This window comes from Bacillus sp. B2-WWTP-C-10-Post-4, from assembly GCF_009183805.1.
Classification (GTDB): domain Bacteria; phylum Bacillota; class Bacilli; order Bacillales; family Bacillaceae_G; genus Bacillus_A; species Bacillus_A cereus.
Window position 1 is genome coordinate 1 of the sequence record NZ_WEII01000020.1, and the last position, 21602, is coordinate 21602.

A 21602-nucleotide genomic window follows, 5' to 3' on the forward strand; every position below is an offset into this window, starting at 1 on the left:
GTGTATTATATGGTTGATATCTTTAGCAGATTCCTTGAGGTAACGAATAATATTTTATGGTCATATATTCTTATTGCAATGCTAATCGGCTTCGGTCTTTACTTCTCTTTTAAATTAAAATTTGTCCAAATTACTCATTTCAGTGAGATGGTCAGCTTAATTAGTAAAGGGTTTAATCGAAAAGAAAAAAAGAAAGATAGCATCTCACCATTCCAAGCATTTTGCTTAAGTGCAGCAGCACGTATCGGTATCGGAAACTTAGCTGGTGTAGCATTAGCAATTTCAATGGGTGGACCTGGCGCAATATTTTGGATGTGGTTTATCGCAATTATCGGAGCAGCTACTAGTTTTGTAGAATGTACACTTGCGCAAATTTATAAAGTAAAAGATGGAAGTAGGTTCCGTGGTGGACCAGCATATTACATGGAAAAAGGGTTAAACAAACGCTGGATGGGCGTCTGGTTTTCACTTCTTATTACAGTTGCGTATGGATTAATTTTCAATTCAGTGCAAGCAAATACAGTAACAATAGCGTTTGAAAATGCTTTTGGACTAGAGCGAACAATCGTAGGAGCTCTATTAGCCTTATTAGTTGCAGTTATTATTTTTGGTGGCATTAAGAGCATTTCACGTATTACAGAAATGATTGTTCCGCCAATGGCAATCGTTTATATCGGCGTGGCTATTTTTGTCGTTATTAACAACTTCAGTATGTTACCAAGCATTTTCATGGAAATCTTTAACGGTGCATTCGGTTTAGACCAAGCCATCGCTGGTGGTATTGGAGCAGCAATCAAGTTCGGAATTCAGCGCGGTTTATTCGCTACAGAAGCGGGAATGGGTAGTTCTCCTAATGCAGCCGCAACATCTGATGTATCTCACCCTGTAAAACAAGGGCTTGTTCAAGCGTTAGGCGTTTTCGTAGATACATTCTTAGTATGTACATCAACAGCATTTATCGTATTATGTTCTGGACTTTACAAAGGATCAAATTTAGAAGGTATCGAATTAACACAAAACGCATTAAGTTCACAAATTGGACCGTGGGCAAGCACTTTCTTAGCGATTATTATTTTCCTATTCGCTTTCAGTTCACTTCTAGGAAACTACTATTATGGTGAAACAAATATCGCATTCATTAAAGAAAGTAAAACATGGTTAATGATTTATCGTGTTGCAGTTGTCGGAATGGTATTCTTCGGATCAATCGCTGCTCTTAAAACAGTTTGGAGTTTAGCTGATTTATTCATGGGACTAATGGTATTCACAAACTTAATTGCCATCTCATTCCTTAGCAAATTTGCTTACGCTGCATTAGTAGACTATTTGAAGCAAAAGAAACAAGGAAAAGATCCTGTCTTCGTTGCAAACTCTATCCCTGGCTTAAAGAATACAGAGTGTTGGGATGGGCAAGATGTAGAAGAAAAACAAAAGGCTGTTTAACAAACAAAGGCCCTATTACTTCACCGTAATAGGGCCTTTTATTTACAACAGTTCATAATTTGTTCAAATTAATTCCAGCAAAAGGGTTGATTTATAGAAATTACTAGATTATAATAATTATAATCTAGTAATTGATATCACATAACAACTCAAAAGGAGATTGATCATAATGAACAAACAAGTAATCGAAGTATTAAACAAACAAGTAGCAGACTGGAGCGTTTTATTCACAAAACTTCACAACTTCCATTGGTACGTAAAAGGACCTCAATTCTTCACATTACACGAGAAATTCGAAGAACTTTACACAGAATCAGCTACTCACATCGATGAAATTGCAGAACGTATTTTAGCAATTGGCGGCAAACCAGTAGCAACAATGAAAGAATACTTAGAACTATCTTCTATTCAAGAAGCAGCATACGGAGAAACTGCAGAAGGGATGGTCGAAGCAATCATGAAAGACTACGAAATGATGCTAGTCGAACTGAAAAAAGGCATGGAAATCGCTCAAGACTCTGACGATGAAATGACATCTGACCTACTACTAGGCATCTACACAGAACTAGAAAAACACGCTTGGATGCTACGTGCGTTCTTGAATCAATAATAATTAAAAGCGGAAGCGGCTCGTTCAGAACAGGAGGGTGTTGGAACTCCTGATTACGAGGCGCTTTTTGCCTCGAATGAAGGAGTGAAACAACCGACTGTTCTAGCCGCTGGAGCTGGATATCACTTAAAAGCGGAGGTAGCTTGTTCAGAATGTGAGAGGGATGGAGCTTTTGACGTAGAGGCGCTCTTTGCCTCGCAGGAAAAAGCGAAGCCACCGAACATTCTAGCTACCGGAGCTGGATATTACTTTAAAGCGAAAGCGGCTTGCTCAGAGTCGCTTTTTTCTATAGATTGGTCGCGCATGCTGGTACATGAAATTTATATCAGCGATTTTTCCAATATATCGGCGATTCCCCCCAACATATCAGCGATTTTCCAATTATATCGGCGATTCCCTCCAATATATCAGCGATTTTTTAATTATATCGACTTATCGACAAATCACGACAATATTAACAAACACCTCTCTCCTACTTTTATCAATATATTACAATCTCATCTATGTTAAAATATAGGCAACACCCTTTAGCTTTTCCAAATTCATCATTTACTACTTAAATGACGGGAGTGGTTCAGTTGAAAGACTACTTAATTAGAGCATTTTTTGCGTTAATAACAGTTGGGATTCTCTTACTTATAGCTAATATTTTCAATATACGTGTCGAGGTTAAGGACTATGCTTTCCTCGTTGTCGTAGCAATTGGTGGCGGCTGGGGTGGCTGGTACCTGTATAAAAAACAAAGCAATCAAAATGATAAAGGCATTCCAAAGTAATACGGAATGCCTCTTTTTATTGCCTTCTGTAATAAATAATGAAATTCAGACCACTAATACAACCAATCGCAATAAACATGTTAAAACTCTGCACATCTCCGGCTAGATTATACTCATCAACGATGAATCCAGACATAAACAACGTTATCGCGGAAACACCGATACACAATACCGAGATAACTCAAAGTGAAAATTTATTAATCAACTCTTTCTTCTGTCTCAAAACAATTAGCATAACAAGAATAGATGCTGCTAAAATACTTTTAAAAACCGGTCTTAAATACACAAACTCCTCCATCTCTTTCTCCTTTTCCAAAAACATTACATCTAAAAATTAACATATTTAACCAAATTAAAAACACATGCCATCTTAAATTAAAACGACATGTGTTTCCGTATTTGCTATGATAGTTGCTTCCACTTCGTTCCCAAAACAGGACGCTCATAATTTTGGATTGCATGAATTAGTTTATCTGCTGTCTCTGCTGAAACGATCAATTCTTTATTTGATGGATTCATAAATCCTTCTTCTGCTGCACGTTCAACCATTTGCAAAATTGGTCCATAAAAACCTTTTATGTTTAATAAACCAACCGGCTTATTATGTATACCAATTTGTGACCAACATACAACTTCAAATAGTTCTTCAAACGTTCCGTATCCGCCTGGAAGCGCAATAAAAGCATCTGCAAGCTCTGCCATTTTAGCTTTACGTTCGTGCATCGTCTCTACTTCAATTAATTCTGTTAATCCTGTATGCACAATTTCTCCTCGGAATAGACCGCGCGGCATAACACCTGTTACACGTCCACCTAAACGAAGAACTTCGTTTGCTACTTCTCCCATTAATCCGACACATGAACCACCGTATACGAGCTCATAGTCGTTCTCAACAAACATTTTACCTAACTGAATTGCCTGCTCTTTGAATTCTGGTCTCTCCCCTAAATTAGAACCTGCAAACACACAAAGCTTTCTCATACCTACACCCCGAAACTATATATTGTTATGATACAATGAACATTGTACAACATATTGAGGAGATGAGGAAGAAATGGATATCGTTGCATTTCAAAGATGGGTTGAGGAATTTTACGAAAAACGAAGCTGGTCACAGTATAATGCCTTTATTCGCTTAAATTTCTTAACCGAGGAAGTTGGGGAAGTTTCACGAGTCGTTCGTGCTATTGAAATTGGCCGCGATCGCCCTGATGAAGATGCGAAAACAGAAGAAGAGCTAAAACAAGAACTAAAAGAAGAACTTGGCGATGTACTATCTAACCTTATTATTCTTTCGCAAAAATATGATTTAGACTTACAAGACATTATGGATGCACACGTCACAAAGCTTTCGAAAAGGTTCGAAGTATCTAAATGAGAATATTATCAATTATGGTATAATATTCTTGTCACAATACTAAGGGGGATTTTATGTTATCAAAAAAATTGCACGACGCATTAAATGAACAAATGAACTTTGAATTTTACTCTGCCCATGCTTATATGGCAATGGCTGCTTACTGTACAGCTGAGAGCTATGATGGATTCGCTAACTTTTTCCTTGTACAAGCTGAAGAAGAACGTTTCCACGCAATGAAGCTTTACAACTATATTAATGACCGCGGAGAGCGCGCTATTATTACTGGATTTGATAATCCGAATAACGAATACGAATCTGTATTAAACGCTTTTGAAGTCGCACTTGAGCACGAGCGTGAAGTAACGAAACGTATTTACAACTTATCTGATATCGCTTGGGACGAGCGTGAACATGCAACAATTACATTCTTAAAATGGTTCGTTGACGAACAAGTTGAAGAAGAAGCTTCATTCGATAGCATCATTCAAAAATTAAAACGTATTACAAGCGATTCAAACGCACTGTTTATACTAGATGCTGAATTAGAGAAACGTACATTTACGCCTCCAGCTGAATAATATTTCAATCACCTTAATACATGTATTAAGGTGATTTTTTTGTTTGCTCTCTATCTTAAAATCACCTTAAATTTCCTCATATTTGACATAGTGCCAGCTATAAAATGGTATTATTTTCAATATAAAAACGAATATACGAGGAGAGGAAAAATGAATCAACGTGTAGAAGCTGTTGATGCAATTCGTGGTTTCGCTTTGTTTGGCATTTTACTAGTCAATATGACATTAATTCAATTCGGGTTCTTCACCAGTGAAAAACCAACTTATCTATTCGGCGATCTTGATAAAGGCGCTAATTGGTTTATTCAATTCTTCGGCACACATAACTTTATATCCCTATTTTCTTTTCTATTTGGGCTTAGCATTATTTTGTTACAAAAAAGTATTATCGCAAAAGGAAAAAAATTCTTCCCCACATACATAAGACGTATTATCATTCTTTTACTACTAGGCTACATTCACGGCACTTTTGTTTGGGAGGGCGATATTTTATTTGCATACGGAATAATCGGGATTTTCTTAATGATGTTCATCAATCGAAAACCGAAAACTTTGCTCATTTGGGCGATTATTCTACTCGCACTTATTACACTTATGTCTTATCAAACTGATCCATCTACAAATACAGATGATTTTGCACCTTATACTGAAAAAGAACATAAAGTCCATCAAACTGGAAGCTATATGGATCACGTCAACTTTAGATTGACTGAAAATCCTTTTGATTACATGGGAATTGACGGTGCATTCGGATTATTTTTCATATCAGTTTTCGCAATAATTTTTATGTCTCCACTGTTCCTACTCGGAATGTATGTAGGGAAAAAAGGCTGGCTATTTGAGGTCAGTAAACATATACCTGCTGTCAAAAAAATATGGTTTGCCACCGGTCTCTTCTCTTTTACAATTAAAATCTTAGCTATGTTCGTAAAGCACCCGCTTTTAATTATGCTACAAGATGGCCTTACACCAGTAACTATGACCTTCTTTTACGGAAGCACAATCATTTTATTATTCCATTACAAAAAAGCAACCCGTCTACTAACATACATGGCGAACATGGGGAAAATGTCCGTTAGTAATTACTTAGCGCAATCTATTATCGCAACAACCATTTTTTACGCATATGGATTTGGCTTATACGGGAAAATTGGCTATTTCTTTGGTATTCTTTTAACCATCGGAATTTATACGATTCAATTATTCGTTAGCACCTATTGGCTCCAAAAATACCGAATGGGGCCAGTGGAATATGCGTGGAGACTAGGAACTTATTTAGAGAAACCACGTTTTAAAAGAGACTTGGATAAAGCAAGTTAAACAAAAAAGCAATGAGCCTACGCTCATTGCTTTTCTTAATTTATTAAAGCATAACCCCAACGATAATCGCTGATAATATACTTACTAACGTTGCACCGTATACAAGTTTTAAACCGAATGATGATACAACGTTTGCTTGTTTGCCATCGATACTCTTCGTTGCACCTGCGATAATTCCGATAGATGAGAAGTTCGCAAATGATACAAGGAAGATAGATAAAATACCTACTGTACGAGCTGATAAATCACCAGCTACTTTACCAAGGTCAAGCATTGCAACGAATTCGTTCGTTACTAATTTTGTTGCCATAATTTGTCCTGCTTGTAGCATCTCTGATGTTGGAATACCCATTACGAATGCTAATGGTGAGAAGATATATCCTAAAATGCTTTGGAACGTGATTCCGAAAATTGAATCGAATACACCGTTAATTGCTGTAATTAATGCTACGAAACCGATTAACATCGCCGCTACTGTTACAGCGATTGAGAAACCAAGCATAATATATTCGCCTAACATTTCAAAGAATGTTTGTTTCTTGTCTTCTTGTAATTCTAAAATATCGTCTTCTTCTTTTACTTCATATGGATTAATGATATGAACGATAATGAATCCACTGAATAAGTTTAATACTAGTGCTGTTACTACATATTTTGGATCAATCATTTTCATATAAGAACCGACGATTGACATCGATACTGTAGACATTGAAGATGCACAAAGTGTGTATAAACGATTTTTCGGTAATTTGCTTAGTTGATCTTTTACTGTAATGAATACTTCCCCTTGACCAACGATTGCAGCTGCTACCGCATTATATGATTCTAGTTTTCCTAAACCGTTAACTTTACTTAATAGGAAACCGACTGCACGAATGATAATCGGTAAAACTTTAATATGTTGCAGAATCCCGATTAATACTGCTAAGAAAATAATCGGTAATAATACTGTTAAGAAGAATGGTGCTTGTCCATCGTTTGCTAGACCACCAAATACGAAATTAACCCCAGCTTCCGCAAATTTTAAAATAGCGCCAAATCCATCTGCGATTCCTTTTACTAATACGAATCCGACCTTTGTATTTAGTAAGAAATACGCAAGTACCAATTGAATGACAAGCATAAGTGCAATTGGTTTATATTTAATTTTCTTACGATCTGAACTGATAAGGAAACCTAGTACAAACACTACAAGTAAACCGACTAGAAACATTACGAACTTCATATGTGAATCCTCCACTTCTCCCACGAGTTATTGGTCGTATAACGAATGACGTCTGACCATTGTTGTTAAAAAAATTTAAAACCCCTAAAACTATTCAACTGTCATCTAAAATCAGTAAGCGTTTACATAAATTGCAATTTATAAAAGGTAGCTTCTTCTCTCCTACCATAATTGAAAGTCTGAAATTGATACCACCTACAAATCAAATTGTAAGCGTTATCTAGACGAAATGCAATATAAATTTTAAAAGATTTTTATATGTTAATATATTCCTAATTAATTGGTTTTTTCATGCAAATTTACCATAAAAATAGCCCTAGCTATGAGCTAGGACCATCTTTTTTTATAACATAACACCAACGATAATCGCTGATAGAATACTTACTAATGTCGCACCGTACACAAGGCGTAGACCAAATGATGATACAACATTTGATTGATTTTCATCGATACCTTTCGTTGCACCTGCGATAATTCCGATAGATGAGAAGTTCGCAAATGATACAAGGAATACAGAAAGGATACCAACTGTACGAGCCGATAAATCACCAGCTACTTTTCCAAGATCAAGCATCGCAACAAACTCGTTTGATACTAATTTTGTTGCCATAATTTGTCCCGCTGTTACCATCTCAGCTTGCGGGATACCCATTACGAATGCTAATGGTGAGAAAATATATCCTAAAATAGCTTGGAATGTAATACCGAACATTGAATCAAACAAGCTATTAATTGCTGTAATTAATGCTACGAAACCAAGTAACATAGCTGCTACTGTAATCGCAATCGTGAAACCAAGCATAATGTACTCGCTTAGCATTTCAAAGAATGATTGTTTTTTCTTATTTTCTAATTTCAGTGTATCTTCTTCTTCTGTAATATCGTACGGGTTAATAATATGAATGATAATGAAACCACTAAATAAATTTAATACAAGTGCTGTTACTACATATTTCGGTTCGATCATTTTCATATAAGAACCAACGATTGACATCGACACTGTCGACATAGAAGATGCACATAATGTATATAAACGATGTTTTGGGATTTTACTTAATTGATCTTTTACTGTAATAAATACTTCTGCTTGTCCAACAATGGCAGCTGCTACTGCATTATATGATTCTAGTTTTCCTAGACCATTTACTTTACTTAACAACGTACCAATAGCACGAATAAATATCGGTAAAATTTTAAAGTGTTGCAGAATTCCGATTAAAACCGCAAAGAATACGATTGGTAATAGCGCTGTTAAGAAGAATGAAACCTCTCCTTTATTAACAAGACCACCAAATACGAAAACGATTCCAGCTTCCGCATATCCAAGAAGTGCGCCAAATCCATCTGAAATTCCTTTTACTAAAATATAACCAACTTGCGTATTTAATAAGAAATAAGATAATGCTAGCTGAATAATAAGCATAATTGCGATTGGTTTATACTTAATCTTCTTTCGATCGGCACTTATAAGAAAACCGAGTACAAATACAACGAGTAATCCTACAAGGAACATAACAAACTTCATTAATAAAATCCTCCATTTAACTCTTCATTAACGTTGAACGTCTGACCATTCAAAACAAGAAATAATCCGAACTTTCCATTTCTCCTCCGTAACCTTCGATTGGATAGGAAATGTCATGAAAACTCTTGTTTCAAAGGCATTTTCCATTCTAACATAAATCACAACTCATATCCGCACTTTTCTTTAAAAAATTACATTTAATTATGAAATGCTCATAAATGTTCGTCTTTTACCATCTATAAACAACTGGATAAAACAAAAAATGAGCATCAAGTTTCACTTGATGCTCACCTCATTATACTGCTTTTTCTTTATCAGCTACTGCTGACTTATCCCAGCACTCTGTATTTTTCAAACCTGGAATAGAATCCGCATAGAATACCGGATCTTTCCCTTGTTTCTTTTGCTTTACGTAATCTGATAATGCCGCAAAAGCATACTTAGAGAGGAATACAATCGCCACTAAGTTAATAACAGCCATAATACCCATGAATAAATCTGCTACATCCCAAACGATTTGAATTGTCGCTACAGATCCTAACATAACCATACCAAGTACAGCAATGCGGTACGCTGTTAATAGCACTTTACTTCCATTTAAGAATTCAATATTTGTTTCACCATAGTAGTAGTTACCTACTAATGAACTAAATGCAAACAAGAAGATTGCAACTGCTACAAATATAGAAGCCCATGGACCGATATGTTGACTTAACGCCTGCTGCGTTAATTGAATTCCATTTAAATCAGCTGCATTATGCACATCTGATAAAAGAATAATAAATGCTGTACAACTACAAATTAATAATGTATCTGTAAATACCCCTAAAGTTTGAATGAAACCTTGTTTAACTGGGTGCGTTACGTTCGCAGTCGCTGCTGCGTTCGGCGCACTACCCATACCTGCTTCATTTGAGAATAATCCGCGTTTTACCCCTAGTAAAATCGCGGCTCCTAGTCCCCCACCTACTACTTCTTTAATTCCGAAAGCATGTAAGAAAATCTCTTTAAATACATACGGAATTGCCGTAATGTTTGTTACAACAACGAATAATGCCACTGCTACATAAATAATTGCCATTACTGGAACAATCATTTCAACCGCGCGAGCAATTCGTTTTACTCCGCCGAAAATAATAACTGCAAGTAAACCAGCCATAACAAGACCTACTAACCTACTATCTGTTTTGAATGCCCCATCAAAGGCAGCCGCTACAGTATTAGACTGTACAGCATTAAAAATTAATCCGAAACTTACTGTTATTAGAACAGAGAACACAACACCTAACCAGCGTTTCTTTAAACCCTTTTCCATATAATACGCTGGGCCCCCACGGAATGCATTCCCATCTTTCACTTTATAAATTTGCGCTAATGTGCTCTCTACAAATGCAGAAGCACCCCCAATTACCGCGATTAACCACATCCAAAATACTGCTCCTGGACCACCCGCTGAAATTGCGATAGCTACACCAGCTAAGTTACCAGTACCTACACGAGAAGCTGTACTCATACAAAATGCTTGGAATGATGATACGCCGCTCTTCTCTTTTTGTGCTTTCCTCGTTTTCGAGCTTGCTCCATCCCCAAGTAATCGAATCATTTCACCGAAGTAACGAACTTGGACAAATTTCACACGAAATGAAAAATAGAGCCCTAACCCAATTAACATCGCAATAATGACATATGACCAAAGGATATTATTTACATCCCCAATTACCCTAGCTAAAAAATCCATATTTGCATTGCCCCCTCTTCCTAACAATAAGAAAATTATATTCTAAAAACTTTTAGTAATCAAGAACTTTATGTTAGGTTTTATGACATGAATACGTTAACTATCTTAACATACGTGTTTTTTCATAAAAATATAGCTATTACATGCATTTATCCAATACTCAATCTCTTATCCTCTTCGACCAGCCATACTTTTAAAACAGTACGTTCCCCACAAATAACGAGAGGAACAAACAAAAAAGTTATATTAATAATTACCCCTCACCCTTTTCATCATTTACTACAACAAAAAAGGCGAGCATCAAATTTACCTCGATGCTCGCCTTTTCAATTACACTGCTTTTTCTTTATCTGTTACCACTGGCTTATCCCAGCACTCTGTATTCGTTAAACCAGGAATAGAATCTGCACTGAAGACTGGATCTTTCCCTTGTTTCTTTTGCCTTACATAGTCTGTTAATGCCGCGTACGCAAATCGGCCAAGAAGTGTAATCGCAATTAAGTTCGTTATTACCATTAGACCCATAAATAAGTCTGCCATATTCCATACAACTTGAAGCGTCGCAACAGAACCGAATAATACCATTCCAACTACCGCAACACGGTAAATTGTTAACCACGTTTTACTTTGCTTAATAAATTCAATATTTGTTTCACCATAGTAGTAGTTTCCTAGAAGTGAACTGAAAGCGAATAAGAAAATAATAATCGCTAAGAAACTGCTCGCCCATGGGCCAATTTGTGAGCTTAATGCATTTTGTGTTAATTCAATACCTTCTAAGTTCGTTGCTTTATATACACCAGAACATAGTACGATAAATGCTGTTGATGTACATACTAAGAATGTATCTACTAAAACGCCGATTGTTTGAATAAAACCTTGTTTGGCTGGATGCGTTACATCAGCTGTTGCTGCCGCGTTCGGCGCACTACCCATACCTGCTTCGTTCGCAAATAACCCGCGCTGAATACCATATTTCATCGCAGCACCGATACCACCGCCTACAGCTGAATCTAAACCGAATGCACCTTTAAAGATTTCTGTAAACACATCTGGTAGTAAATAGAAGTTTTTAATAACAACGAAAATCGCTACTGCAATATAAAGAATTGCCATTGGCGGAACAATCATTTCCGACATACGCGCAATACTTTTTACACCACCAAAAATAATAACCGCAACTAATACTGCTAATACAATCCCAACAACGTAACGCTCAATACCAAATGCATTTTTAAACGCTAATGTAACTGTATTTGCTTGTACTGAGTTGAAAATTAAACCGTAACTAATTGTAATCAGAATAGAGAACCAAATCCCCATCCAACGTTTATTTAAACCTTTTTCCATATAATAAGCAGGACCACCACGGAATCCACTGCCATCTTTTATTTTATAAATTTGTGCAAGCGTACTTTCGACGAAACTTGAAGAAGCCCCGATAATCGCAATAACCCACATCCAAAATACTGCTCCAGGTCCTCCCATAGAAATAGCTAACGCTACACCAGCTAAGTTACCTATACCAATACGAGCTGCAGAACTCATACAAAATGCTTGGAAAGAAGATACACTGCCTTTTTTACGCGTCTTTCCAGTTAACCCATCACTCATTAAACGAATCATTTCCCCTAAATGAGTAATTTGTACGAATTTCAATTTAATAGAAAAATAAAGACCTAAACCAATTAACATTGCAATAAGAATATATGACCAAAGAATTGTATTCGTTGACGAAACGAATTGTTCCAAAATATTCATACAATTAACCCCTCCTTTTCTCCATAAAACGAATTATATTTAAAAAACATTCAAAAATCAACATTTTTCGACAATTTGCAATTTCCAAATATTAGCCAGGTTCACAGTAACAATATCTTTATGACTGACTACCCTCCCTCTAACTGTGCATACTAAAACAAAAAATAAATCTACAAACTACCCCATTGACAAAAGTGTCTAACTGTAACTATAATGATTACATCAGGTTGTAACAAACCTTATTACAACACATTCATTTACTTTCAGATATACACTTTAACAAAACACTTTGGAGGGATTTATTATGAAAATCGGAATTATCGGAGCAACTGGTAAAGCAGGAAGTCGTATTTTAAAAGAAGCATTGGATCGCGGACATGAAGTAACTGCAATCGTAAGAAACGCTGCAAAAATTACAGAAGAAAACGTAAAAGTTTTAGAGAAAGATGTATTCTCTCTTACGTCTAACGACCTGCAGGCATTTGACGTAGTTGTAAATGCATTCGGTGCTCCAGCAGGCGAAGAACACCTTCACGTAGATGCAGGAAACGTACTTATTGAAGCTATGAAAGGTGCACCAAATACAAAATTACTTGTAGTTGGAGGCGCTGGAAGCTTATTTGTAGACGAAGAGAAAACAACACGTGTATTTGAGACACCAGGTTTCCCGAAAGAATATCTTGCAACAGCTCAAAACCAAGGTAAAAACTTAGAAATCTTACAACAAACAAATGACATCACTTGGACATTCATCAGCCCTTCTGCACTATTCGCATTAGGAAAACGTACTGGTTCTTATAAAGCTGGTAAAGACAACCTTCTTGTGAACGCAAAAGGTGATAGCTACGTAAGTTACGAAGACTTCGCAGTTGCAGCACTTGATGAAATTGAAAACCCAAAACATGTAAACGAACGCTTCACAGTAGTTTCTGAAGCTGAATAATAAAAAAATCTCGTAAAACATAATGTTTTACGAGATTTTTTTATTGTTACACTTGTTCTAAACCATTTGGAGTAACCTTAAAGGAAATTTCTTTAAACTTTTTCTTATCTCCTTTTCCAACGAACTCACTATTTTTGTACCAGCTTAAACGATCTGATTCAGCATGATACACTTTTACTACATCACCATACTCGAACATCATACCATTTACTTGCTCAGCAAAATTCTTTGAAGTTTCTTGTCCTTCTGCTGTTACATGTTTTTTCTCCGTTCCATTTTGATCATATAGGGTAATTCCCATATATAATTCATTTTTAAAGTAACTATGAATTTGTTCATTTGTATGCGTTACATGTAGCTTCTTATCTTCATGATTGAACGTTACAATAGAACGAACAACATTACTAAGCCCTTGATATACAATGCTATCTCCATATGTTACTTCTACGGGCACTTCCGTTACTTTCTTATTCCCAAAACGATCTTTCGTTTCTACTTTTACTGTTTGTTTTCCGATTTTTGTTGTATTTGGTTTTTCTACAAATCCAATTACTTCTCCATCTTTCACTTGAACAAAGTTTTTTGCATCTAATTTATCAGCGTTTGTTCCGATTACTACTTTTTGCGGTATAGCTGTTACTTCTTGTCGTGCTTCCATTCTCTCGAAACCTTGCTCTGTCACTTTAAAGGATACTTCATGAACACCATACTGCGTATCTACTAGTTCATTCTTTTTATACACTTTAAATCTATCAAATTCTCTTTGGTATACTTTCACAACATCACCGTATTCAAATTTCATTCCATTGAATTGTTCTGCGAATACTTTCGTATTCTCCGATGCTCTTACCGATAAAGCTTTCTTCTCTTTTCCATCTTTATCATATACAGTCATCCCCATATACTTCTCATCTGCAAATGAAGTATGCATTGGACCTTCTGAATCTGTTGTACTAAATGTCTTTTCTTCATGATTTAACGTTACAACCGATTTAATATTGCTTCCGCCGTGCCATGTACCAAAGAACATAATACTATCTCCGTATATTATTTCTAACGGTACTTCTGTTACTTTTTTATTACCAAGGCGATCTTTCGTTTCCACTTTCACCTTTTGTTCACCGATTTTTGTTGTATTTGGCTTTTCTACAAATCCGATTACTTCTCCATCTTTTACTTCAACAAAATTTCTCGCGTCTAACTTTTCGCTATCAGTTCCAATTACTACTTTTTGTGACATTGCTTTTACTTCTTGTTGAGCCGCCATTCTTTCAAAGCCTTGCTCCGTAACTTTAAAGAATACTTCATGAACGCCATACTGCGTATCCACGAATTCATTCTTTTTGTACACTTTAAATCGATCAAACTCTCTTTGATATACTTTTACTACATCACCATACTCAAAAGTCATTCCATTGAATTGTTCTGCAAATGCTTTTGTATTTTCAGATGTTTTTACAGATACTACTTCCTTCTCTTTTCCACCCTTATCGTATACAGTCATTTCCATATACTTCTCATCTGTAAATGAAGTATGCATTGGACCTTCTGAATCTGTTGTACTAAATTTCTTTTCTTCATGATTTAATGTAACAATCGATTTAATATTCGTTCCGCCGTGCCATGTACCGAAGAACATAATGCTATCTCCGTAAATTACTTCTACAGGAACTTCTGTTACTTTTTTATTACCAAAGCGATCTTTCGTTTCTACTTTTACTTTTTGTTCACCGATTTTCGTTGTATTTGGCTTTTCTACAAATCCGATTACTTCTCCATCTTTTACTTGGACGAAGTCTTTTGCATGTAATTTTTCAACAGCTGTTCCGACTACTACTTTTTGTGGTACTGCTGTTACTTCTTGTAAACCATCAATTAATTCATATCCTTGTGGGGTAATTTTAAATAGTTTTTCCTTTTTCTTTTTAGCTTCCCCTTGATCTACAAGTTTATTATCATCATACCATTCTAAATATTGAGGCTGGATATGATATACCTTAATCATGTCTCCATACTCGAACGACATTCCATCTAACTCTTTTACGAAATTTTTTAATCCTTCATGCCCTTCCGCGGAAACACTCTTCTTTTCATTTCCATTTGCATCGTAAATCGTAACACCTATATATTTTTGGTTTCTATAACTATGCTCCAATATGTTCCTTACTAATGTCGCATTAAATTTCTTATCCTTATGCTGTAAGGTTAGTACCGAGTTTGTGTTCCAATATGTTTTAAATAACATACTATCTCCGTATACCCCATTCACAGAAATAGGAATCGAATTGACATTTTCATTTTCATCTATAATTTCTACATATACAATTTGTTTTCCAGTTTCCTGTTTAGACCATCTGATTTCCCCAGATACTTTTACATTTTCACCCAAGTTTTGTACTAGCTCACTTGCTTTTTTCTCATCTAATTCTTCTCCTGAGCCCGTCCCTATTACAACATCCGGTACCGTATTGACAGCTTCCCCATAAGGTACTTTATATGGTTTCACTTGCTTCTCACGAATAGGAGCATTATCTCTCGATAACCATATTTCGTTTTTCGGTTCAGGTAATTGTAGTTTATCTACTTTTTCTACAGTGTAAGACTCTGCATGTAACCCCCATTTTGCAAAGTAAGGAATCAAATTTTGTCCTGATACTTTGGAAGCCATATAAATAAATAACTGTTTCTTCTCTCTATCGGTAATAACTTGGTCTGAATCTAACAATGGGTAATCTGCATCTGACATCACTCTATACATTTGGTGCAGCCTTGGATAGAACTGATCACCATAAATCAACTGTAACTGCCAGAACATAATAAGTGGATCTGATTTATCAAAATCTTTTTTCTCATCTGGTTGATTCAAATATGCAAAAGCTTTCTCATATCGTCCATCTACTTCCATCCGTGATTTATTTCCAAGAGCCGTTTGCACAGCTAGACTATAAATGTTAACTGTAGTTTCTCCCATTCCTGTCCACTGCCAAGGTTCCTGTTGATGTAAGTGACCAACTTCATGCCATGGCCCCCACCCATCCTTCGTAAGTTCTTCCGTATTCAATATCTTATTCATAACATCTGGGACATAACCAGTATGATAATCTGTAGCAAACATGTGATCCCTTTTTTCCGGGATTCTTTTTTCAACAAACTGTACATAATGGCTCGGAGACTTTGCTACTCCCATACCATCTTCAGATAAACCAGCTACCGAGTTTTCCATTCTAATAATCTTATCATGCAATTTCATTAACTCTACCGGGTCTGTATCTCCCATATGTTTTTTCACAGCATCATAACTCGCCGTAACTAAACTTCTCTCTCCCTTTAATTCTACTGCGTAAGGATTTTTATACTTTTCCAGCATTTCATCCCAATCTGTTTTCGTATGTTTTCCTAATATAAATAACGGGAAGTGACTACCACCTTTTTCAACTTTTGCAGTTACCTCTCCACTATCATTTAAATTATAAAAATACAAAATCCCACCATTAGGTGACTTAATTACATTCTTACCTGGTTTCAAATCAAACTCTTTAAAACCTTCTACATCATAAGATCTCGTTCCTATAAAAGCTTTAATGGACTCTTTCCCTTGTATTTCAATCGTAATTTCTTCATTAGGTTTTGCATAAATTCCAGTTGGTTCATTAGCAGATAAATTAAAATTCTGCTTTAAGCGCACTCTCTCTTCTTCCACATCACCTTTCCCCGGCAACTGAAATACCCTCTGTTCAAAATTACTCGCTTTATTCTCTTCCAACTGCCCGCCCCTATTCTCTTCCAAAGGCGCCGCATACCCGTTCGATGCTTCGAAAGCTACTGGCGATAATAATGTAGATATACATATTCCAGCTACTAATACCCTACTCGTCTTTTTCTTCGACATAATCTGTGTCCCCTGTTCCTTTATTTAGATAAATTACCCTATATATTCATCTAATAAGTAATCCTATTATTTATATAAAAACATTTAATGAATGGACTAACACCTCGCGCACCTGTATCTATTACTACCGCATTTCTCTCCATGCATTCGCTTTCTTACATTGTAAAATTTTTATGTAATATGCCCTCCTCACTTCTCTCTATTTGTGATGAGTTCTCTTGCTACATAAAAAAAGAGAATAGTAAAAGATATTTTTCAGTATTGTCATCTATACATCTAAAAATAAAAACAGCAATAAAAACTTACATTTTCTTCATATATGACCATCTATAGGTAGTTTTTCCAAATGAATTTTACACGCTTTTACCTTCATTTAATAGCCTCCCTCCAAGAATAATATTACAATTTTGTGAATTTAATCTATTAATCGTAACGTCAGGATTTTATTATATTTATATTATTTTTAAATATAATTTAACCTTTAAAAACACTATTTCTATCCATTTTATTTTTTTCAATATAACTTTTATCCTCACATACAAAAAGCATTGGCATATGCCAATGCTTTTTCATTATCTCTTTTGATTCGGTTTATGCGGTTCATTTGGAGTATATGGCTTATTTGGTTTATTTGGAGCCTCAGCCTTTTTCCAACTTACCGCTAACTCTGGACTTGTTTTTTCTTCACTACGCTCAAGTAATACTACTGCATTTTGAATAGTCGGTGTACCTTTATGCGCAATCCCTTGTAATTTCGTTAAATTTCCTGATACTTTAAAGCTAAATCCACCAGCTGGTGTTTGTTTCGGAATTAAAATGCGGAACTTTTCTCCTACATTAAATTCTGTTTTTGTTTCGCCTTTTTCATTTGCAAATTTCACGCCCGCTGGCGCACCTGTTGCTTGCACTTTATACGTTCCGCTTTTTGCATTTGTTTCTACTGTATATAAACCTGTTTCAAAGAAATCATTTTTTAATACTGCTTCTTGTTCTTCTGTAGGAGTTACACTCATCGTAATTTCTTGTAACTCTTCACTAGCGCTTGCTTTTGCAACGATGTCTTTCGTTACTTTCTCTACATTTTTATTGCGGAAATCTAAATCATTAATATCGATTTGTTTTAACGCATTCCACACTGCAAGCTGCGTTGCGTAATGTGCTTCTCTCCAATCAGAAACACCTAATTCTTGTGGACTCTTTTGTGGATATCCATTCAATAGTACACGGTATACGTTAATATCCACTTTCCCCATTTCCGGTAAATCTTGACCGCTTGGAGATTTCAAATCTACATTTAAGCAAAAAGCAATTTTGCCATCTGCGGTTTTAATAAGCTCTGTTCGAATTGGTTTCTTCTTTGACTTACTATAACTCCAATTCATTTCATACTTTGTATGGTCCATAACTTCTGCAAATGCTTTTTGAAGCGGGAATAACACAAATAAAACACTTAAAAACATAGCTAAAATCTTGAACGATTGCTTTATATTCATGTTTACAGCCCCTTATCACAAACTTAATACTAAGTAGTATTTATTTAGAAACTATTTTTATGCACAAAAAAAGAGTGCTTTTACGCACTCTTCTTTCTTACTTTAATCTTAGAAATCGAAGTTATCAGGATCCGGACCAACGCGGTGATTTTGATTTAACGCATCGATTTTTTCCATATCTTCTTTCGTTAATTCGAAATTAAATATATCGGCATTTGCAATAATGCGGTGTTCTTTCGTTGATTTTGGAATAGTGATTACTCCATTTTGAAGATCCCAACGTAAAATAACTTGCGCTGTTGTTTTACCGTGTTTCTCAGCAATTTCTTGTAATTTTTCATTATCTAATAATTGACCTTGCATAAGTGGTGACCATGCTTCCATTTGAATACCTTGTTCTTTACAGAAAGCTTGTAATTCTTTTTGTGTTAAACGAGGGTGGTATTCTACTTGGTTAATCATTGGTTTAATTTCTGCATCTTTCATTACATCTTGTAAGTGATGAATTTGGAAATTACTTACCCCAATTGCACGTACGCGTTTTTCTTTATAAAGTGTTTCTAACGCTCTCCACGTATCTTTGTATTTCCCTTCTACAGGCCAATGAACAAGGTATAAATCTAAATAATCCAGCTCTAATTTTTTTAAGCTTTCTTCATATGCAGCAAGTGTCGTTTCATATCCTTGATCCGAATTCCACACTTTTGAAGTAATGAATAAATCTTCACGAGAAATGCCTGCTTCTTTTATACCTGCGCGAATTCCTTCACCTACAGCTTTTTCATTTCCGTAAATTGCAGCTGTATCAATGCTGCGGTATCCTGCTTTAATCGCCGATTTCACTGCTTCTACAAGTTCTGGTCCATCCTCTACTTTAAATACACCTAAACCGAACCAAGGCATTTCTACACCATTATTTAATACTGTTTTACTTTGTAAGTTTTTCATTTTATTTTCTCTCCTTTTATTTTACTTGATCTCTTTTTTCTAATGTCATACTCCACGCAGTTAAAACAACAGCACCTACTACCATAATTCCACCTACCCAAGCCGTATGAATTAATCCTAACGAGTTCGTTACAATACCGCCCAAGTAAGCACCAAGAGCAATTCCTGCGTTAAATGCTGCAATGTTAATCGCCGATGCTACATCAACAGCGCTAGGTACAAACCTCTCAGCTAATATAACAACATACACTTGTAGCCCTGGAACATTCATAAATGCGAATAGTCCCATGAAAATAATTGTGATGAATCCAGCGACTTTAAATGGCGCTGTAAATGTTAAAACAAATAATACAATCGCTTGAATAAAGAACATGTAAAATAACGCTCGAATCGGATTATGATTTGATAATTTTCCCCCGACCATATTCCCAATCGCAATTGCAATTCCGTATACTAACAAAATAATTGTAACGGTACTTGCTTTAAATCCTGTTACTTCTTGTAATAACGGAGATAAATACGTAAATGTTACGAACGTTCCCCCGTATCCTAATGCAGTAATAATAAATACAAGTAACAGTCTTCCATTCGTAATCAGCTTAAATTGATCGCGAAATGATACAGACGTACCTTTTTTTAAATTAGAAGGAATTAGCATACTATTGGCGATTAAAGCAACGATTCCAATGGCCACAATAACAATAAACGAGGCCCTCCAGCCAAATTGTTGACCGATAAATGTTCCAATTGGTACACCTGTAATAGTCGCAACAGTTAAACCAGTAAACATAAATGCTATTGCACTTGCACGTTTATTCTCAGGTACAAGCGCAGCCGCAATTGTAGATCCAATTGACATAAAAACACCATGCGCAAATGCAGATACAACCCTCGCAATAAGTAACACAGTAAAACTTGTTGCTACCGCCGCAATGCCATTACCAATAATGAAAATAATCATAATCCACATTAATAACGTCTTTCGCGACATACTAGCTGTTAATGACGTTAATACTGGAGCACCAAACGCTACTCCTAATGCATATAAAGAAACAGTTAACCCCGCTGTTGTAACAGAAACATGTAAATCCTCTGAGATAGATGGTAATAAGCCGACACTAATAAATTCAGTTGTACCAATTCCAAACGCACTAATTGCTAGTGCTAATAAAGCAAACATACTTCTCCGATTCGTCTGCATAACCGAAGAAGATACTGTATATGAATTCAATTGAACTCCTCCTTAATGCGAGAAATCCAATCATAATAGTATGATAAAAAGGCCTTTTTATCTTCTACAAAAATAACTTTACTGTTGATATATGCTATTATGAATGGCTTTACTCTTTTTTTGAAGAACGCACTTAAAAGTACGATAGGTACCCAAAAGTAACATAGGCACTTTTTAGTACCGTACTACTCATTTCTCTCTTACGTATGCTATTATGGAACATATTCAACATGATAAAAAGTACGTACTTTAAAGTGCTATAGGCACTTTTTAGTAACATTTAATTGTTTAGCTTCTTTTGTTGGAGAACTTAAATCTACATTCATCAAAGGAGATTTTTATATGAAGAAATACAATATTCCCGTTGAAGCGACTTTAGAGGTTATCGGTGGAAAATGGAAGGTTGTTATCCTTTGTCATCTAACGAAAGGCACAAAAAGAACGAGTGAACTAAAACGTTTAATGCCTGGGATTACACAAAAAATGTTAACTCAGCAATTACGTGAATTAGAAGACGATGGGGTTATTCAAAGAAAGGTATACAATCAAGTACCACCAAAAGTAGAATATTCACTTACAGAATACGGTTGGTCTTTAGAGTCCATTCTTGATTCTCTTTGTACTTGGGGCGAATGCCATCTTGAAAAAAGCGGTAACACATCGATGCTAATTGTAGAAGGTGAATAATAGGAAAAAGGAAAAAACGAACATGAATTTGTTCATTTTTTCCTTTTTTTCTTTATATGTATATACATTTCTAAC

General features: G+C 35.6%; 17 protein-coding genes and 1 pseudogene. 8 read left to right on the forward strand and 10 right to left on the reverse strand.

The window, feature by feature from the left end:
• The first annotated feature begins 9 nt into the window (after nucleotides 1-9).
• The 3 genes from GBN78_RS11020 (at nucleotide 10) to GBN78_RS11035 (ending at nucleotide 2829) form a co-directional block, all read left to right on the forward strand.
• On the forward strand, nucleotides 10-1443 hold the full coding sequence (locus tag GBN78_RS11020) for an alanine/glycine:cation symporter family protein (protein WP_000227591.1): 1434 nt from the start codon (nucleotides 10-12) through the stop codon (nucleotides 1441-1443).
• A 169-nt stretch (nucleotides 1444-1612) separates the two neighbouring features.
• A complete protein-coding gene (locus GBN78_RS11025) occupies nucleotides 1613-2053 on the forward strand; it encodes a Dps family protein (RefSeq protein WP_001041895.1) in 441 nt (146 codons plus the stop codon).
• A gap of 578 nt (nucleotides 2054-2631) precedes the next feature.
• Nucleotides 2632-2829, forward strand: a complete 198-nt coding sequence (locus GBN78_RS11035; RefSeq protein ID WP_000656312.1) for a hypothetical protein — start codon at nucleotides 2632-2634, stop codon at nucleotides 2827-2829.
• A gap of 16 nt (nucleotides 2830-2845) precedes the next feature.
• On the opposite strand, the pseudogene GBN78_RS11040 reads toward GBN78_RS11035, so the two are convergent.
• Nucleotides 2846-3127, reverse strand: a pseudogene (locus tag GBN78_RS11040) (hypothetical protein).
• 104 nt (nucleotides 3128-3231) lie between these two features.
• Nucleotides 3232-3810: an LOG family protein gene (locus GBN78_RS11045; protein ID WP_001228359.1), complete on the reverse strand. Its 579-nt coding sequence runs from the start codon at nucleotides 3808-3810 to the stop codon at nucleotides 3232-3234.
• 73 nt (nucleotides 3811-3883) lie between these two features.
• On the opposite strand from GBN78_RS11045, the gene GBN78_RS11050 reads away from it, so the two are divergent.
• The 3 genes from GBN78_RS11050 to GBN78_RS11060 all read left to right on the forward strand — a co-directional run bounded on the left by GBN78_RS11050 (nucleotide 3884) and on the right by GBN78_RS11060 (nucleotide 6087).
• A complete protein-coding gene (locus GBN78_RS11050) occupies nucleotides 3884-4207 on the forward strand; it encodes a MazG nucleotide pyrophosphohydrolase domain-containing protein (RefSeq protein WP_000355749.1) in 324 nt (107 codons plus the stop codon).
• Between the two features lie 53 nt (nucleotides 4208-4260).
• The gene (locus tag GBN78_RS11055) at nucleotides 4261-4767 is read left to right on the forward strand and encodes a ferritin (RefSeq protein ID WP_070184451.1); all 507 of its coding nucleotides are present in this window, start codon (nucleotides 4261-4263) and stop codon (nucleotides 4765-4767) included.
• A 150-nt stretch (nucleotides 4768-4917) separates the two neighbouring features.
• Nucleotides 4918-6087, forward strand: coding sequence for a DUF418 domain-containing protein (locus tag GBN78_RS11060; RefSeq protein WP_044584969.1), 1170 nt, complete (start codon nucleotides 4918-4920; stop codon nucleotides 6085-6087).
• Between the two features lie 43 nt (nucleotides 6088-6130).
• Here GBN78_RS11060 and GBN78_RS11065 read toward each other — a convergent pair whose 3' ends face one another.
• The 4 genes from GBN78_RS11065 to GBN78_RS11080 form a co-directional block, all read right to left on the reverse strand.
• Nucleotides 6131-7312, reverse strand: coding sequence for a NupC/NupG family nucleoside CNT transporter (locus GBN78_RS11065; RefSeq protein WP_000673874.1), 1182 nt, complete (start codon nucleotides 7310-7312; stop codon nucleotides 6131-6133).
• Between the two features lie 343 nt (nucleotides 7313-7655).
• On the reverse strand, nucleotides 7656-8837 hold the full coding sequence (locus GBN78_RS11070; protein ID WP_000673839.1) for a NupC/NupG family nucleoside CNT transporter: 1182 nt from the start codon (nucleotides 8835-8837) through the stop codon (nucleotides 7656-7658).
• 295 nt (nucleotides 8838-9132) lie between these two features.
• Nucleotides 9133-10575, reverse strand: coding sequence for an alanine/glycine:cation symporter family protein (locus GBN78_RS11075; RefSeq protein ID WP_000346412.1), 1443 nt, complete (start codon nucleotides 10573-10575; stop codon nucleotides 9133-9135).
• A 330-nt stretch (nucleotides 10576-10905) separates the two neighbouring features.
• Nucleotides 10906-12336: an alanine/glycine:cation symporter family protein gene (locus GBN78_RS11080; RefSeq protein ID WP_152127377.1), complete on the reverse strand. Its 1431-nt coding sequence runs from the start codon at nucleotides 12334-12336 to the stop codon at nucleotides 10906-10908.
• A gap of 304 nt (nucleotides 12337-12640) precedes the next feature.
• Here GBN78_RS11080 and GBN78_RS11085 point away from each other — a divergent pair, with 304 nt between their 5' ends.
• Complete coding sequence (locus GBN78_RS11085; RefSeq protein ID WP_000689895.1) at nucleotides 12641-13279, forward strand: NAD(P)-dependent oxidoreductase; 639 nt, start codon at nucleotides 12641-12643, stop codon at nucleotides 13277-13279.
• A 46-nt stretch (nucleotides 13280-13325) separates the two neighbouring features.
• Here the strand turns inward: GBN78_RS11085 and GBN78_RS11090 are convergent, their stop codons facing one another.
• The 4 genes from GBN78_RS11090 to GBN78_RS11105 form a co-directional block, all read right to left on the reverse strand.
• Complete coding sequence (locus GBN78_RS11090; protein WP_044584970.1) at nucleotides 13326-17168, reverse strand: putative mucin/carbohydrate-binding domain-containing protein; 3843 nt, start codon at nucleotides 17166-17168, stop codon at nucleotides 13326-13328.
• A gap of 572 nt (nucleotides 17169-17740) precedes the next feature.
• The gene (locus GBN78_RS11095; protein WP_001022514.1) at nucleotides 17741-18661 is read right to left on the reverse strand and encodes a thioester domain-containing protein; all 921 of its coding nucleotides are present in this window, start codon (nucleotides 18659-18661) and stop codon (nucleotides 17741-17743) included.
• A gap of 108 nt (nucleotides 18662-18769) precedes the next feature.
• Nucleotides 18770-19609, reverse strand: a complete 840-nt coding sequence (locus GBN78_RS11100; RefSeq protein ID WP_000793548.1) for an aldo/keto reductase — start codon at nucleotides 19607-19609, stop codon at nucleotides 18770-18772.
• A gap of 16 nt (nucleotides 19610-19625) precedes the next feature.
• Complete coding sequence (locus tag GBN78_RS11105) at nucleotides 19626-20810, reverse strand: MFS transporter (protein ID WP_162840098.1); 1185 nt, start codon at nucleotides 20808-20810, stop codon at nucleotides 19626-19628.
• A gap of 372 nt (nucleotides 20811-21182) precedes the next feature.
• Between GBN78_RS11105 and GBN78_RS11110 the strand changes: the two genes are divergently transcribed.
• Nucleotides 21183-21527 (forward strand): winged helix-turn-helix transcriptional regulator, encoded by a 345-nt coding sequence (locus tag GBN78_RS11110; protein WP_000760475.1) that lies wholly within the window; start codon nucleotides 21183-21185, stop codon nucleotides 21525-21527.
• Nucleotides 21528-21602 lie beyond the last annotated feature (75 nt).

Coding starts and splice junctions, on each gene's coding strand:
- GBN78_RS11020 (WP_000227591.1), top strand. CDS start 10: ATGGTTGATATCTTTAGCAGATTCCTTGAGGTAACGAATAATATTTTA.
- GBN78_RS11025 (WP_001041895.1), top strand. CDS start 1,613: ATGAACAAACAAGTAATCGAAGTATTAAACAAACAAGTAGCAGACTGG.
- GBN78_RS11045 (WP_001228359.1), bottom strand. CDS start 3,810: ATGAGAAAGCTTTGTGTGTTTGCAGGTTCTAATTTAGGGGAGAGACCA.
- GBN78_RS11050 (WP_000355749.1), top strand. CDS start 3,884: ATGGATATCGTTGCATTTCAAAGATGGGTTGAGGAATTTTACGAAAAA.
- GBN78_RS11055 (WP_070184451.1), top strand. CDS start 4,261: ATGTTATCAAAAAAATTGCACGACGCATTAAATGAACAAATGAACTTT.
- GBN78_RS11060 (WP_044584969.1), top strand. CDS start 4,918: ATGAATCAACGTGTAGAAGCTGTTGATGCAATTCGTGGTTTCGCTTTG.
- GBN78_RS11065 (WP_000673874.1), bottom strand. CDS start 7,312: ATGAAGTTCGTAATGTTTCTAGTCGGTTTACTTGTAGTGTTTGTACTA.
- GBN78_RS11070 (WP_000673839.1), bottom strand. CDS start 8,837: ATGAAGTTTGTTATGTTCCTTGTAGGATTACTCGTTGTATTTGTACTC.
- GBN78_RS11075 (WP_000346412.1), bottom strand. CDS start 10,575: ATGGATTTTTTAGCTAGGGTAATTGGGGATGTAAATAATATCCTTTGG.
- GBN78_RS11080 (WP_152127377.1), bottom strand. CDS start 12,336: ATGAATATTTTGGAACAATTCGTTTCGTCAACGAATACAATTCTTTGG.
- GBN78_RS11085 (WP_000689895.1), top strand. CDS start 12,641: ATGAAAATCGGAATTATCGGAGCAACTGGTAAAGCAGGAAGTCGTATT.
- GBN78_RS11090 (WP_044584970.1), bottom strand. CDS start 17,168: ATGTCGAAGAAAAAGACGAGTAGGGTATTAGTAGCTGGAATATGTATA.
- GBN78_RS11095 (WP_001022514.1), bottom strand. CDS start 18,661: ATGAATATAAAGCAATCGTTCAAGATTTTAGCTATGTTTTTAAGTGTT.
- GBN78_RS11100 (WP_000793548.1), bottom strand. CDS start 19,609: ATGAAAAACTTACAAAGTAAAACAGTATTAAATAATGGTGTAGAAATG.
- GBN78_RS11105 (WP_162840098.1), bottom strand. CDS start 20,810: ATGCAGACGAATCGGAGAAGTATGTTTGCTTTATTAGCACTAGCAATT.
- GBN78_RS11110 (WP_000760475.1), top strand. CDS start 21,183: ATGAAGAAATACAATATTCCCGTTGAAGCGACTTTAGAGGTTATCGGT.